At 28.9% G+C, this 15,178-nt stretch carries 15 protein-coding genes; all 15 read left to right on the top strand.

All coding sequences use genetic code 11. The features are described 5' to 3' along the window. Positions 1 to 421 precede the first annotated feature (421 nt). Positions 422 to 1,345 (top strand): SMI1/KNR4 family protein, encoded by a 924-nt coding sequence (locus EYW44_RS04775; protein WP_132722535.1) that lies wholly within the window; start codon positions 422 to 424, stop codon positions 1,343 to 1,345. 260 nt (positions 1,346 to 1,605) lie between these two features. Beyond that, on the top strand, positions 1,606 to 1,812 hold the full coding sequence (locus tag EYW44_RS04770; RefSeq protein ID WP_132722534.1) for a hypothetical protein: 207 nt from the start codon (positions 1,606 to 1,608) through the stop codon (positions 1,810 to 1,812). Positions 1,813 to 2,211: 399 nt separating this feature from the next. Further along, positions 2,212 to 2,769 (top strand): SMI1/KNR4 family protein, encoded by a 558-nt coding sequence (locus EYW44_RS04765; RefSeq protein WP_132722533.1) that lies wholly within the window; start codon positions 2,212 to 2,214, stop codon positions 2,767 to 2,769. A 199-nt stretch (positions 2,770 to 2,968) separates the two neighbouring features. Continuing rightward, positions 2,969 to 3,652 carry a VOC family protein gene (locus EYW44_RS04760; RefSeq protein WP_132722532.1) on the top strand — a complete coding sequence of 228 codons (684 nt, stop codon included), beginning with the start codon at positions 2,969 to 2,971 and terminating at the stop codon, positions 3,650 to 3,652. Between the two features lie 100 nt (positions 3,653 to 3,752). Beyond that, positions 3,753 to 4,364, top strand: coding sequence for a hypothetical protein (locus EYW44_RS04755; RefSeq protein ID WP_132722531.1), 612 nt, complete (start codon positions 3,753 to 3,755; stop codon positions 4,362 to 4,364). A gap of 33 nt (positions 4,365 to 4,397) precedes the next feature. Further along, positions 4,398 to 4,613: a hypothetical protein gene (locus EYW44_RS04750; RefSeq protein ID WP_132722530.1), complete on the top strand. Its 216-nt coding sequence runs from the start codon at positions 4,398 to 4,400 to the stop codon at positions 4,611 to 4,613. Between the two features lie 13 nt (positions 4,614 to 4,626). Beyond that, positions 4,627 to 5,085: a c-type cytochrome gene (locus tag EYW44_RS04745; protein ID WP_132722529.1), complete on the top strand. Its 459-nt coding sequence runs from the start codon at positions 4,627 to 4,629 to the stop codon at positions 5,083 to 5,085. An 89-nt stretch (positions 5,086 to 5,174) separates the two neighbouring features. After that, on the top strand, positions 5,175 to 6,659 hold the full coding sequence (locus tag EYW44_RS04740) for a hypothetical protein (protein WP_132722528.1): 1,485 nt from the start codon (positions 5,175 to 5,177) through the stop codon (positions 6,657 to 6,659). A 173-nt stretch (positions 6,660 to 6,832) separates the two neighbouring features. Continuing rightward, positions 6,833 to 9,976, top strand: a complete 3,144-nt coding sequence (locus EYW44_RS04735) for a VPS10 domain-containing protein (protein ID WP_132722527.1) — start codon at positions 6,833 to 6,835, stop codon at positions 9,974 to 9,976. Positions 9,977 to 10,619: 643 nt separating this feature from the next. Next, positions 10,620 to 10,871 carry a zinc-ribbon domain-containing protein gene (locus EYW44_RS04730; RefSeq protein ID WP_132722526.1) on the top strand — a complete coding sequence of 84 codons (252 nt, stop codon included), beginning with the start codon at positions 10,620 to 10,622 and terminating at the stop codon, positions 10,869 to 10,871. Between the two features lie 213 nt (positions 10,872 to 11,084). Further along, positions 11,085 to 11,639 (top strand): RNA polymerase sigma factor, encoded by a 555-nt coding sequence (locus tag EYW44_RS04725; protein ID WP_132722525.1) that lies wholly within the window; start codon positions 11,085 to 11,087, stop codon positions 11,637 to 11,639. Continuing rightward, on the top strand, positions 11,629 to 12,402 hold the full coding sequence (locus EYW44_RS04720; RefSeq protein WP_132722524.1) for a HEAT repeat domain-containing protein: 774 nt from the start codon (positions 11,629 to 11,631) through the stop codon (positions 12,400 to 12,402). Before EYW44_RS04725 ends, EYW44_RS04720 begins: the two co-directional genes overlap by 11 nt. Before the next feature lie 8 nt (positions 12,403 to 12,410). Further along, a complete protein-coding gene (locus EYW44_RS04715) occupies positions 12,411 to 13,208 on the top strand; it encodes a DUF4097 family beta strand repeat-containing protein (protein ID WP_132722523.1) in 798 nt (265 codons plus the stop codon). 39 nt (positions 13,209 to 13,247) lie between these two features. Then, the gene (locus EYW44_RS04710; RefSeq protein ID WP_132722522.1) at positions 13,248 to 13,967 is read left to right on the top strand and encodes a DUF4097 family beta strand repeat-containing protein; all 720 of its coding nucleotides are present in this window, start codon (positions 13,248 to 13,250) and stop codon (positions 13,965 to 13,967) included. A gap of 70 nt (positions 13,968 to 14,037) precedes the next feature. Then, positions 14,038 to 15,156 (top strand): transglutaminase domain-containing protein, encoded by a 1,119-nt coding sequence (locus EYW44_RS04705; RefSeq protein WP_132722521.1) that lies wholly within the window; start codon positions 14,038 to 14,040, stop codon positions 15,154 to 15,156. Positions 15,157 to 15,178 lie beyond the last annotated feature (22 nt).

Raw genomic sequence — 15,178 nt, 5'->3', positions numbered from 1 at the left:
ACTTGACTAACTGCAAAGCTGCAACCAACCAAAAGTAACTTTGCACTTACTAAACCGCAACTTTGCAAAAAATAAAAGCTAAGCTTCTTTTTTTACAGCCATTATTTGTTGTTTTTTACTGTTACTACTGCAGTTGTATTGTGTTTAAAATGATGTTTTCTCTCTCTTTTTGCTGCAGTCTGTTCATGTTACTACTGTGTTAAAATGTTTGATTTGTCTTCTCTATTCGACTTGCATATTTTGTCTTTTTTACTTTTTCTTTTTGAAAATTTATAGTCTTTTAGATACTCAAAAAGGATTTGAATGTTAAGTTTCTCATTGTGCTGTTTATTTTAAATAGTTACATTTATATACGTATAATAAGGCTAAACAATTGTGGTTAGACTTTTGTTAGCAGTAATAATAGTAACATTCTTAATAAATGACTTTAACTGATAAATTACTAAAAATTCAAAATTGGACATTAAACAACTATAATTATCCTACTAATTCATTAAGTGAAAAGACAGATAAAAGTCTATTTGAAAATATAGAAGCTCTATTAGAAGAAAAGCTACCCAAAGAATTTATTGAATTATATTCAAGATTTAATGGCGAAATTGGTGAAGAAACAGGTATCCTTTTAGGTTTAGAATTTATGGATCTTTCTGAAATTATTTCTCAGCTAAAACAATCTAGAAGATATATTAAACCCCAAAAAAAAACTTTAGAGAACCCCAAAAAATCAAACTTGATTCTTGATAAGATTGTTAGTCATTTTAAAGAACTTAAAAATAATTTTCAATCTTGGGATAGAATAGAGTTTAATTGCTCTCCCATCTCATTTGGAGGTCCTTATTTATATAAAAACAATTCAGACTCAAATATCATCATTGAAATTGGACAAAAGACTGATGATATTATGAAATTATGTGGAGAACTCTATGAAATAGAAAAAGCAACGGACAATTGGGATGAATTAGAATTCAAAATATTTTCAGATTATAAATATGAGATAATTCGTAAAAATGAAGATTGGGATACAATTATGGAATTTAAATCATATCCGCCCAAATCAATTTTATTGAAATACTTTCATTACAAATGGTTACCTGTTTTTACAGATGGAGGTGGCAATTATTTGGGGATTGATTTAGCTCCTGATATTCAAGGTAAAAAAGGGCAAATTATCATTTTTGGTAGAGATGAAGCTTTAATGCCAGTTCTGGCAGAAAATTTATCTTCTTTTTTTGATTTATGTTTATTAAAGATTGAAAATAATCCTGAGTTATTTAATAGCGAAAACCATCAACACGAAATTCTTAAATCAATAGTTGGAGCACCTTATGAATTTTTACAAGAATAATTACTAACTCCATTACAATAAAATAATATCGGTTTAATATCTAAAAAAATATTGAATTTATAAAATAAACGACAAACAATAAATGCATGAAAATCTATTATTATTCTTATGTGTAGCCATTACTTTAATTCAAAATAAAAATAATCGTACTCTTAATATTTTCGTCAACAATAGTTGTGAATATTTTATTAAAATAAAATAAGTATATTTAAAGGAATGCTTTTAACAAAAGCAAAAACAACCTTTTAAAAACTATTATAATGAAAAAAAACATTCAAAACTTAGGGAAATCTCTTACGAAAAATCAGCAAAAAGAAATTAATGGAGGTCAACTTCCTATAATAGGTCAGGCTTGTACAACAAATGCAGATTGTTCTGCTTTTGGAGGTACTTTTGGATGGCCAGATGTTTACTGTAAGAAAAGAAATAGGTTTAGTCAAGGAACTTGTCAATTTACCTATTTTTAGGACTCATCTACCTTAAAAAATCTTTTTAATAGAAGACCTCGCTTTTTGCGAGGTCTTCTATTAATTTTCTTCTCCACAAACTCTCCTCTACTCATCAATAGTTTTTAAAATAAATTCACTTTCTACTTAAATCCTTTCAAGTAACAACACATAATTCGTGATCGTTAAAAGATCTGAATGAATGATTATTAGAAGCTATGCAAATTTGTATGTAGATCAGTTTTATAGATAAGACAATAACTAAAAAACTTATTTTGAAAGTTAAAGCTATTGTGCATTGCTTTTTTTAATATTCATTGTTATGTTTGTTTTAAATAGCTACATTTATACCATGATATAATGGGAATAAACACAATTGTGTTTAGCTCTACATTGTACAACATTTAAGAAAAATCTAAATTGGAAAAAGAAATCAGAGAAAATATCGAACTTTTATTCAAAAAACATCCTGAATTGACCAATATTGGATATAAAACTCAACAAAGTATTTTTCAAAAATTCAGACGAAAAGTCAGAAAAAAAATTCCAGGTTGGTATGACGAGTTATTGACTGAATATCCAATTGCGGAACTAAAAATTGGAATTCCTTTTAATTTTGGATGGGAATCATTGAAAAATAAAAATCAAAGCGAACTTCCCTATATGAATACTGAATTCAACAGCATTGAGAATATCGAATCAATAGCAAAAGAAGAATTCCCAGGGGCTGAACTTATTAAACAAAATTATATCTGTATAGCGGAGAATACCAATAAAGATGGAGATGGTTTCTATATTAACTCTAAAGAGCAAAATCCAACGGTTATATACATCTACCATGATTGTGGAAGTAATGCTTCTGAATTAATAAAAAACGGACAAGTTATCAGTAGTTCTTTTTCAGAATTCTTAAATATTATTAAACCACATGAATTCGCAGACAAATGGCTTGATGAAAATGAGCACTTATGGAAATAAAAAATATTGTACGATAACATATATGTGATCATAGCAGCTAAATGACTAAGTAGATTATTTGGTAATTTTGCAGTAGTACAGTACTATCAATAAAGAAAAGTTAGTAATCACTACACTGAAAAGCAGGGATAACATTTTGCTTTACTACGACACATATATTAAACGTTAGCAGTAATTAAAAAACCGAATAAATTAAACTATGAAATTTAAAAAATTAAAACTTTATACTAATAAATTAGAATCAGAATTAAATTTTTACTCAAAGACTCTAGGATTTAAAGTTTTAGAACAAAACACTAATTATTTTTCTATAAAAGTTGGTTGGAGTGAATTATCATTCGAGAAAACGGAAAGAGAATATAAATATCATTATTGTTTTTTAATTCCTTCAAATAAATTAAACGAAGCTTTAGAATGGATGGAAAAAAGAACTGAAATTATAAATATTGGAAATGGTAGAAAAACTCAAAACTTTGACTCTTGGAATGCTGACTCTTTTTACTTTTATGATGCAAGTGGAAATATAGCTGAATTCATTGTAAGATATGATTTGAATAATGATGATTCTGACGAATTTGATATTTCAAAAGTTTTAGGAGTAAATGAAATGGGAATGCCAACAGCCAATGTTAAAAAGACAAATGACCAACTTAAAACTGAATTACAAACGGAATATTGGAAAGGAGATATTAATCGATTTGGAACAAATGGTTCACAAGAAGGAATTTTTCTTTTACCAAACTATAACTTAAAAGATATTTGGTTTCCAACATCTATAAAAATAAAACCTGAACCATTTGAAGCAGTTATTGAAAATAAGGAAATAGAATATCATATAGAATACAGGAATGAAAAAATAAAAACTACCGTCAACAATTCATAAACACAGCTTACGATTATACGAAGCTGTTAACAATAATTAAAACACGCTTAAATAGCATATCAAAATTTGGATATAAAAAAATCAAAGCAAATAATAAAAAATGGCTGAAAGAATTGGTAAATTCTTATGGAAAAATAACTTTTCTACTTTTTCACTCTCATATCAGATAGGCAAATCTGAATATTTTCACACGTTTCATTTAACCATAAAAATCGCTCTTGTACTTGTAGTCTTTATTTATTTTGAGCTGTATAATTTTTCAGGTTTTGGAGATTTGATTTTAATCGTCTTTTTTGCTTTTCTATTCTTTATTTTTATTTCGCAACTTATTGGTATTTATGCAAAACCAACCAATAAGATTATAGAATATAACAGATCTAAGGACCAATTCATTATAAAAATAAATCGCTTTAAATCTAAAACTTTAAAAATTAAAGAAATAGATTCATTAATAATTGATAGTAGAAAGGAACATATAGCAGGAGGTGATAATGGTCATCAGAAGGTATATAGATATATGTGTGTAGTCTATTGCAAAGATATATATGGGAATAAATATGAAATGTTTGTTGTGAATCCAACAGGAATTATTCAAAAAACTGAAGATGAAATAATATATGAATTAACGAAAACTAGCAGAAAGATATGTGATAAAATAGGTTTTATACTTGGTATTGAAACAGAATTCAATCAATTCAATATCAAACACTAAAACTAATAAAAACCATCAACATAAAACAATCAAATGAATAAATACAGAATCATCAGTTGGATACTTCTTCTTATTAATATTGTAGTTGCAATATTTGCCGTACAACTTATTATTGTAGGAAGTGAGCCATGTGCTAGTGATGGTTGTTTAATTCATTTATTACAACTTTTAGGAATATTACTTTTAATTCCTTCTGTAATAATATCTCTCTACATTATTATTAAGAGTTTAAAAAATAGATTAAAGTAATTTGATAAAGGTTATGAATAAAGCTAAAAAAACACTTTACTCTTCTGCTCTAATTCTAACTTTGACTTTTACTTATACCAACAAGAAAAAAGAAAACTATTCTGTTAAAAACAAAACAAATACTATCACAAAAAATGATAGTTTATTTAACAGAGGAAAAAAATTATTTGAAAAGAATTATTGCTCTTCTTGTCATTCTATAGATATGGACAAAATAATGACTGCTCCTGCTTTAGGTGGAATAACTAAACGAAGAGATCAAAAATGGCTTTATAAATACACCAGAAATTCAATAAAAATGTACAACGATAAAGATAGTATAGCTATTGAATTGAGAAAACAAGGATGGGGTTTAATGGAATCTTTTCCTAATTTATCTGATTCTGATCTACATGATATTTATTATTTCGTTGAAAAAAATATAACCAATCTTTATCTACTAAAGATTCTCTCAACTCTCATTAATTATTGATTATATGGATCTATTTTATGCAATAAAACAAGTAGTTGTACAGTAGTTTATTAATTTATAGTTTTGCAGAATTATAAATTTAAATTATTATGAAAACAAAACTTAAAATTGCTGTCATTACTATGATGGGATTAGGTTTATCTTTAAAAGCTGACAATAACTTAAAAAAAGCTAATCATTCTTCTTCAAAAATAAACACTTCCGATAAAATTTATTTTAACACCAATATTTCAAACAACTACGTTAAAATTTATCAAATAACAACTAAAAGTGGTCAATTAGCATCTAATGTAAGAATAAGTGCTACCAGTCATGGAGCAAGTCATGTTGGGAATTTTACAGCTGAAATACTTGTGAACCACCATAAAGATGTGTTCATAAAAACAACTGCAGGTGCCTATACACAAGGTGTTATAAAAATAGAAAGCGATGATAATGGTAATTATTTTATGTCATACAAAAGTGATAGTCCTAGTGCTGCCAAATACTATTTTACTGTAGAAGCTTTGAGTAGTGAAATAACTATTAACCCATTACCAACTGGACAAGCACCTAATAAAACTGTTCATGAACATCGAACAAAATTTGGAACATATGAAAGTGGAACAGGAGGAACTTTAAACACTGTTTTTACAAATAATGTGGGTATTGGTACTTCAAACCCTAAAGCAGATTTACATATAAATAATGGCAATAATTCATATGGAGCAATACTTGCCAATGCTGATGAAGAAAAATTCTCTTTATACACTAAAACCCTTACAACACAACCAGCTAATATTGAGTCTTTTAGATTAGGTTTAAAATACGATACTGATGAAAGAAATGGATTTATTTCTTTTTACCGAGGGTCGAGTGGTGCTGGAGGTTTTCTAGGTTTTTCTACTTTAGGTGAAGAGCGAGTTAGAATATCATCAGATGGAAATGTTGGTATTGGAACAAGTACCCCAAGCTTTAAATTAGATATTAGTGCAGAGGGTAGTCTTCAAAATGCTTTTAAAGTAGGAACTGATCATGCTGATGGTGGTAAAATTTATACTTCTTATGAACTTGGAAGTGCTTATTTAAATTTTGTTGAGTATGATGATCCTTTTGTTTTGAATTTTATTCAAACTGTAGATGGTGGAATTACAGAAAAAATATACTATCATAAAGGTAAATTTGGAATTGGTACCAGAACTACTGGCTCTCACAAGTTGGCGGTAGAAGGATCAATAGGTGCCAGAGAAATAAAAGTAGAAGCAAATACATGGTCTGATTTTGTTTTTTACGATGATTATCAATTACCTACTCTTAAAGAAGTAGAAAATCACATTAATGAAAAAGGACATTTAAAAGACATTCCTAGCGCCAAAGAAGTGGAAGAAAACGGAATTTTCCTAGGTGAAATGGATGCTAAATTATTACAAAAAATAGAAGAGTTAACTCTTTATACAATTGCTCAAGATAAAGAGATTAAAGAATTAAAAAAACAAAATTCCAAAATTGAAAAACTAGAAAAAGAAAATATTCTTTTAAAATCTTTATTAGACAGAGTTTCTAAAATAGAAAAACAATTAAATCAAAAAAACTAATTAAAAAACAGTTTATTTCTTACAAACACAAACTTCAAAGCGCTGAAGTTTGTGTTTTTTTTCATATATCTTTCTTTTTTAACTTCCTCACTTGAATTATCGACTTCCTCTCAAAATTCAATTGAATTAAGTACCTTTAAGGCTACAACAACCAATAACCTAAAAACCACTACATGAAAACACTTAAACTTGTTTTTTTATGCATATTGCTGTTGCCTTTAACCAATGAAGCACAAAAAAAAAGAAAGAAAACCAAAGAACCTATTTTAAAAATTACTGATTCTTTATTTCATGGTTTAAAATGGCGAAATATTGGTCCGTTTAGAGGTGGAAGAAGTGTTACCTCAACAGGAGTGATAGGAAAGCCTCATACCTACTATATGGGATCTACTGGTGGTGGTGTTTTTAAAACTACAGATGCTGGTATTACTTGGCATAATATTTCTGATAAATTCTTTAAAACAGGATCGGTAGGTGCTATTACTGTATCAGAAAGTGACACCAATATTGTATTGGTAGGTATGGGAGAACATGCAGCACGTGGTGTAATGACTTCTATGGGAGATGGTGTTTATAAATCCATGGATGCCGGAAAAAATTGGACACATATAGGACTGGAAAAAACACGTCATATTTCAGACATCATCATTCACCCAACCAATCCTGATATTATTTATGTAGCTGCACAAGGTGCTCAATATGCTCCTACCAATGAAAGAGGTATTTATAGAAGTAATGATGGAGGAAAATCTTGGAAGAAAATACTATTTATCAATCAAAATACAGGAGCTTCTTCTTTGTCTATGGACATGACCAACCCTAGAATTTTGTATGCCTCAATGTGGCAACATCAACGTTATCCTTGGATTATGGAATCAGGCGGAAAAGATTCTGGGTTGTATAAATCTACTGACGGTGGCGATACTTGGACACAAATGAAAACCGGTTTACCAAAAGACTTTGGAAAATCTGGAATCTCCGTTTCTAGAGCAAATCCAGAACGCGTTTTTGCAGTGATTGAAGCGGAAGGTAAAAAGGGAGGTGTGTATCGTTCTGACGATGCTGGAAAAAAATGGAAACAAGTTAATGGTAATCGTGTGAATATTGCTCGCTCGTGGTATTATATGGAAATTTTTGCCGATCCACAGAATGAAAATATTGTGTATGTATTAAATGCACCTGTAATGAAATCGATAGACGGAGGTAAAAGTTTTACCAACATTCCTGTTCCTCATGGAGACAATCATCATCTTTGGATTAATCCGTATGACAATAGTAATATGATCAACTCTAATGATGGAGGCGCTAATATTTCTTTTAATGGAGGAAAAAGTTGGAGCACACAACAAAATCAATCTACAGCTCAATTTTATCGTGTAATTACAGATAATTTAGTGCCATATAATGTATATGGAGGTCAACAAGACAATTCAGCCATTGCCATTGCTAGTCGTACAAATGATGGAGGAATTGATTGGAAAGATTGGTATTCTGTGGCTGGTGGCGAAAGTGCTTTTATTGCATTTGACCCTGATAATCCTGAAACGGTTTACGGAGGGACCTATCAAGGAAATATTAGTAAATGGACCAGAGCATCTAGAGCACAAAAATCAATAAAAGAATACCCTGAATTAGGTTTAAGTATAGCTCCAAAAGATGCTAAATATAGATACAATTGGAATGCTCCAATTATTTCTTCTCCACATAATAGAAAAACAATTTACCATGCAGGAAATGTTGTTTTTAAAACTACTAATGGCGGTATTAACTGGACAACTATTAGTCCTGATTTAACAAAAAACGAAAAAGATAAACATGGTCCTGGTGGTGGTCCGTATACCAATGAAGCTGCTGGAGGTGAAAATTACAATACACTTACTACTTTGGTGGAATCTCAACATAAAGAAGGTGTTTTGTATGCTGGTAGTGATGATGGTTTGTTACACATTACTAAAAACGGAGGTGCTAGCTGGGAAAACATTACTCCTAAAGGTATTTCTGACGGTATTATAAATAGTATTGATATTTCAGAGCATGATCCTGCAACCGCTTATGTGGTAATTATGAGGTACAAATCTTTAGATTTAAATTCTTATGTTTTTAAAACAACTAATTACGGTAAAACGTGGACAAAAATTGTTACAGGGTTAAATGATCCTAATGGTTTTGCTAGAGTTGTGAGAGCTGATAAAAAACGAAAAGGTTTATTATATGCTGGTACTGAAACGGGGTTATACGTTTCTAATGATGATGGAGCTTTTTGGCAACGTTTAAAATTGAACTTACCTGTAGTTGCTATTAACGATTTAATAATTCAAGATAATGATTTGGTAGCTGCTACGTCTGGTCGTGGATTTTGGATTTTGGATGATTTAGGCTCTCTTCAAAGTATGACTTCCAATCAAGAAAATATTCAAATATTTACACCTAAACCTACGTATCGAATTTTTGGAGGTGTTTCTAAAGCCACAGGACAAGGAACGAATCCTAAAAGTGGAGTAACTTTTGATTATTATTTACCTAAAAACATTGATACATTAAACTTAACATTAGAAGTTTTACAAAGGGCTACAGTAATTAGAAAATACACTAACAAAAAACCGAAAAAATTTAAATCATGGCCAGGTGGTCCTTCTAAACCTCAAGTATTACCTTCAAAGAAAGGATTTAATAGGTTTACTTGGGATTTTAAACGTGAAGCTATTCCTGCTATTGATAAAGTTTTTGTTTTTGGTGGACTTTCTGGAAGTAATGTTTCCCCTGGAAATTATACTTTAAAGCTTTCTTTAGATGGTGAAACAGTATCAACCGAAGCTATTATTTTATCAAATCCTGCAATTCAATCGACAACTACTGATTTCACTGAGCAACAAAAAATATTAGTTCGTATTGAAAACGTTCTAAAAGACATGCATACATCTGTAAATCAAATGCGTTCAGCTAAAAAGCAATTGAATCATTATGCAAAACTTTTAAAAGAAAATGATAAAGCAAAAGAACTGATTGAAAAGGGGAAAGCTTTACAAAAACGCATCAATACTTGGGAGGAAAATTTAATACAAGAGAAACAAAAAACGTTTCAAGATGTTATTAATTTCAATAATAAATTGAACTCTCAACTGATCCAGCTATTAAACTATATAGACCAACCTGATCCAAAAGTTACCAAGGGCGCTAAAGAACGTTTTAATGACCTTATGAATGACTGGCAAGTATATAAAAATGAAAGAGATGCTATTATAAATACCGAAATGAATAGTTATAATACTCTTTACAAATCTTTAGATATTCCTGCTTTAATTATCGATAAAAATTAACAATACTATTAATAGGTGCTTGAAAGTGTTCAAGCACCTATTTTAAACGTTATGAAAAATTCTATAACTTTGTGTGAGTTAAAAAATTGCTAGTACTATGGAAATCCTGAATTATTTTTTATTTGGCTATTTAGTCATTTTTCTTATTTCTCTCCCTGTAATTGTTTTTACATTATGGAAAAAAGATAATAACATAAACTTCAAAGAGATTCCAAAAATCCTCTGGAAAAAACTTAGCATCTTTTTTTATTATTTGCTTGGCTTCATCACAGCAAAGCTAATTATCAGTAATCATACTACACTTTTAAATTTTATTACAGAGTAACATAAAATTTTCGATGATCATTTGTTAACAAAATTGGTTAAAAGTGAGAATAAAAATCTTGTTACAAAAGCAATCAATCTTATACCTAAGAAAAACTATTCCTTAGAATATTTGAATGACCATATTTTTATAAAAACCTCCAATACTGTCACCTGTAATGAAATTATCACTTTAGAAAAAGTAGTAAAATCAATCATTGAAAACGTATAATTTGTAAAAATCCTTCTTTTTTAAACGTAAAATTACAACACTGGAATTGTTAAATATATTTTTTAACAAGACGAAATAATTTACATTTATCATAAAAAGTCTTCTATTATGATTGTTATGTGTAGTGAATGCGGATCTGACGTATCTAGTTCTGCTGATTTCTGTCCTAATTGTGGTGCTCAACCAAGCTATTTTATAAAAAAGCCAAAACAAAAAATTAGTACTCCAACTCAAAAGAAGAAAAGTAAACTTCAAAATGATGTAAATAATTTGTTTTCTAGTTTAGGTTGTTTTATTGCATTAATCATTTTTGCTTTCGTTATTAAATTTATTGCTGAATTATTTGGCTGGAGTTTTTAATTCCTTTTCTTACTTTACCTCACTTCCCTCCTCTTCTTTCTTAACTTAAGAATAAGAATTGGTAACAGACTTTATTTCTTTTTTAGAATACAACTCTACATAAGACAACTGACTCTTTCATTTTATTTATTTTTAAAAAAGATAAATTAAAATGTAACCTTTTAAAAAAAAGCTGGTTTTAATAATAGAAACTAATCAAAACTATCAAATAACTTGAAACAGATAACTGATGAAGAAATAATGTTAGCAGTTGCTAATGGAGCCTTAAAAAAGCTATCCATTTTGTTTGATAGACATCATGTAAGAATATATAATTTTTTCTACAAAATGACTCAAAACAAAATGGTGAGTGAAGATTTAACTCAAGAGGTTTTTATGAAAGTTTTAAAATACAGAACTTCTTATAAAGAAGGTAATTTTACTTCTTGGATTTACACCATTGCACGAAATATTTTTTCAAACTATTATCAAAAACAGAAAAAAGAAAGAGTCAATTTAATTGAAGACGATATTACAAGTTCTGAAGAAGTATTATTTACTAGTAACAATAAAGATGAGTTAGAGCATTTACAAAAATCACTCTTAAAACTCAACGATAAGGATAGAGAGTTAATTGTAATGAACAAACTTCAGGAAATAAAATACGAACAGATTGCTGAAATATTAGATAGCTCAGCAAATGCAGTAAAAGTTAAAACTCATAGAGCTTTAAAAAAGTTAAAAGAAATTTATTTTCAATCAGTAAAAACAGTGAGCAATGAAAACTAACAGAAAGATGGAGTGTACAGAAATAAAGGAATTATTGATGCCTTATGCAATGCAAGAGCTGTCAGATGCTGAAAACGAACAAATTCGTTTACACATTGATTCGTGTGATGATTGTAAACAAGAATTAGAAGAAATAAAGTCTTTTTTATCTGTTATAAACACTGTTGAAGAAGAATCACCTAGCAATAATTTAAAAGCTAATTTCGAAAATATATTAGCTGAAGAAATAAAGAGTTTAGAAACTCCTGTTGTTGAGTTACACCCTAAAAATGATTGGAAATCGTTTTTAAGAATTGCTGCTAGTATTGCTATTGTATGTGGAGCATTCTTTTTAGGAAAAATGTCAAATTACAGTGAAGACACCTCTAATGATAATCAACAACAAGAAGTACTTGCTTTATTAGAAAATCAATCTGCTAGTAAACGAATTTTAGCCATCTCAAAAACAACAACCGCTGCTACAGATGATTTTAGAATTATTGATGCATTAATTAATAAAATGTTTATTGATAAAAACAGCAATGTACGTTTAGCCGCTGTTGAAGCTCTTGTTAGATTTTCAACCATAGAAAAAGTAAGAGATTCATTTATAAAAGCCTTAGAAACAGAACAAGAACCATCAGTTCAAATAGAGTTGATACAAATTTTAGCAGATATTCAGGAAAAAAGAGCGCTCGTTCCTATGAAAAAACTGTTAGAAAATGAAGAAACTCCAAACTATGTCAAACAAGAATTAGCGTATAGCATACCTAATTTAATTTAAATAATATCATGAAAAAAATCATCACAACCGCTTTACTATTTTTAGTAATACTTATAAATGCCCAATCAGATCAGTTTACCTATAAATTATCTGGCATAACCACCGTAAAAATAGAAACAGACACCAAAATTAAAATTACTGCAACTTCAGGAAATGAATTAAGCATTTCTGAAAGTGAAACAGAACACAAAAAACATCATTATAACGAAAAACGCAGCAAAAAATTAGCCGAAAAAACAAAAGGTTTAACCGCAATATATCCTGGTGGTAAAGACGATGCTAACGGATTAGGTTTTTCTATAGAAAAGGAAGGAAAGACATTGAACATCGTCGATTTAAAATCGCATATTAAACGTCATGGTTTATTTATGTCTTTACCTAAAAACATAAACGTTGTATTTAAAACCCCTAATTTAGGAGCCATTGAAGTAATCGGTTTAACTTCAGAAATAGAAGCCTCTACCAATGTTGGTTTTATTAAACTAAAAGATGTAACTGGTCCAATTACGGTTAATGCAAACACCGGAAATGTAAATGTTGAATTTACCAAAGTAAACCAAAGTTCTCCAATTACTATTTACTCTAATGTAGGCGAAATAGATGTTACCATGCCTGCTGTTACAAAAGCAAATTTAGAACTAAAAACCAGTGGTACTTTTTATACCAATTTTGAAATTGAAACACCTAAAAAAGATGGCTTAAAAGCTGTTAGAGGAAGACAAAGAATTGAAAGTACTTTAAACAATGGTGGGGTACAAATAAAACTAAGATCGAACTTAGGTAATATATATCTACGCAAAAAATAAGCTAGCTTCTTAAAAAACATTTAACTTAAACTATTTAAAATGAAAAGAATACTTTTTTTCATAGGAATACTATTGTCTTATAGTAACCTAACAGCACAAAAACAAACTGAATTTAAAAACAGTACTTCTGGTATTGAAACTGTAGAAGTAAACGTAAAATTTGCACAAAATATTCAAATTAAAAATTGGGATAAACAAGAAGTTTTAGTAAAAGCTTCAGCCAATTTAAATGATAATAAGCACAATGAATATTTTTCATTAAAAGGTGAACAAAAAGGAAACATTTATTTGATAAAGTCTGACTATGGTGATTTCTTTGAAAAACATAAAACAATAATCACTACTACTAATAAAAATGAAGATTGCTGTAATTACGCTCATAATGAAGTAATTGTAGATTATACAATTTATATACCTAAAAATGTTCATTTAAAAGTAAAGAGTATTTCTGGTGATGTGAATAATTTAAGCTATAAAGGAAAACTAACTTTAGATTTAATTAGCGGGAATATTACTGTGAAAAAGCATTCCGAAAACATGAAACTAAAGACTATTAGTGGCGATATTGATGTATATGTGGCTGATGCTAAATTTAAAGCACAAACGCTAACTGGTACTGTTTATTCTAATTTAGATATTGATTTTGGTGAAAAAAAACGATACTCAGTAGAAAATAAAATTAATGGTAAAGTTAAAAATGGAACTGCCTCTTTACGTTTAAAAACAATTAGTGGTAATATTTACTTGAGAAAAATTTAAACACACAATAATCAAACGGCAATCATAAGTTTTTTTCATAAATTGGTTGACCAAATATAAACTAAACATGATGAAAAAATTTCTATACGCATTCTTAATCGTTTTTTTAATTAACTGTACCAATAAAACTGAAACTTATAAAGGATTACCTGTTTTAAAAACCAATAAGAATGCGATAGATCTTAAATTTAATAATATGTGGTTTAATGGCGCTTGGGTGATTAAAAAAAACAATCAACAAGATTCTTTAAAAATAAGTTGTTTAAGTAAACAAGAGCCTATTTTGTTTAAATCTGATGTGGATAGCATTTCATTTTTAATAGAAGAAAAAAAGACCTATGAATTTTATGCCCAGTATAATGATTCAATTTACGGGTACATTGCTATTACTGGTGAAACTTTCCCTAGAGAAACCATCTCTTTTAACAAAACAAACAAAAACAAATCGTTATTTGTTAAGTACACAGAAAATAATAATGTGCCTTATTTAAAGGAATTGGAAGAAAAATATCCTATAAAATCAGTAATTGCAAATAAATCATCTGATGTAGATAAAATTTTGAGTGTTTTAAATTGGACAAATAATAGATGGGAACACAACGGCAATGTTTCTCCAAGTAAATCAGATGCTATTACTATTTTAAATGAAGCTAGTGAAGGAAAGAACTTTCCTTGTTTTGCTTATGCTATTGTTTTAAAATCGCAATTAGAGAATGCTGGTTTTAAAGCCAGAACTATTTATCTTAAAACAAAAGATGTAGAAGCTAGAAAAGGTTCTCCAGGACATGTAGCTACTGAAGTTTACTCAACAGAATTAAAAAAATGGATCTTTTTAGATGGTCAATATAACATTATGCCAATGTTAGACAATACTCCTTTAAATGCTGTAGAATTACAAAATGCAATAACTAATGATTACGATAATTTGGTTATGAAAAGTTTAGAAGAAGTATCTAAAAGAGAGTATACCGAATTTGTATATGATTATTTATACTATTTTGATATTAGTTTAGATCAAAGACATTTAAACACTACCGAAAAAGCTCATATAATAGCAGATAAAAGTGGTTTAATGTTAGTTCCTGAAGGAAGTAAAAATCCGACAAAAATCGACTTTTGGAAAATGACTTTAGATGATTTCTTATACACCAATTCTTTGGCTGATTTTTATGCTGATCCTGTGTTATAATATTGTAGCAATAAAAAGAAAC

The organism is Tenacibaculum sp. M341 (assembly GCF_004337695.1).
GTDB lineage: Bacteria > Bacteroidota > Bacteroidia > Flavobacteriales > Flavobacteriaceae > Polaribacter.
Note: the sequence above shows the minus strand (reverse complement) of the source record. Positions and strands in the feature narration are given on the sequence as shown.

Coding starts and splice junctions, on each gene's coding strand:
- EYW44_RS04775 (WP_132722535.1), top strand. CDS start 422: ATGACTTTAACTGATAAATTACTAAAAATTCAAAATTGGACATTAAAC.
- EYW44_RS04770 (WP_132722534.1), top strand. CDS start 1,606: ATGAAAAAAAACATTCAAAACTTAGGGAAATCTCTTACGAAAAATCAG.
- EYW44_RS04760 (WP_132722532.1), top strand. CDS start 2,969: ATGAAATTTAAAAAATTAAAACTTTATACTAATAAATTAGAATCAGAA.
- EYW44_RS04755 (WP_132722531.1), top strand. CDS start 3,753: ATGGCTGAAAGAATTGGTAAATTCTTATGGAAAAATAACTTTTCTACT.
- EYW44_RS04750 (WP_132722530.1), top strand. CDS start 4,398: ATGAATAAATACAGAATCATCAGTTGGATACTTCTTCTTATTAATATT.
- EYW44_RS04745 (WP_132722529.1), top strand. CDS start 4,627: ATGAATAAAGCTAAAAAAACACTTTACTCTTCTGCTCTAATTCTAACT.
- EYW44_RS04740 (WP_132722528.1), top strand. CDS start 5,175: ATGAAAACAAAACTTAAAATTGCTGTCATTACTATGATGGGATTAGGT.
- EYW44_RS04735 (WP_132722527.1), top strand. CDS start 6,833: ATGAAAACACTTAAACTTGTTTTTTTATGCATATTGCTGTTGCCTTTA.
- EYW44_RS04730 (WP_132722526.1), top strand. CDS start 10,620: ATGATTGTTATGTGTAGTGAATGCGGATCTGACGTATCTAGTTCTGCT.
- EYW44_RS04720 (WP_132722524.1), top strand. CDS start 11,629: ATGAAAACTAACAGAAAGATGGAGTGTACAGAAATAAAGGAATTATTG.
- EYW44_RS04715 (WP_132722523.1), top strand. CDS start 12,411: ATGAAAAAAATCATCACAACCGCTTTACTATTTTTAGTAATACTTATA.
- EYW44_RS04710 (WP_132722522.1), top strand. CDS start 13,248: ATGAAAAGAATACTTTTTTTCATAGGAATACTATTGTCTTATAGTAAC.
- EYW44_RS04705 (WP_132722521.1), top strand. CDS start 14,038: ATGAAAAAATTTCTATACGCATTCTTAATCGTTTTTTTAATTAACTGT.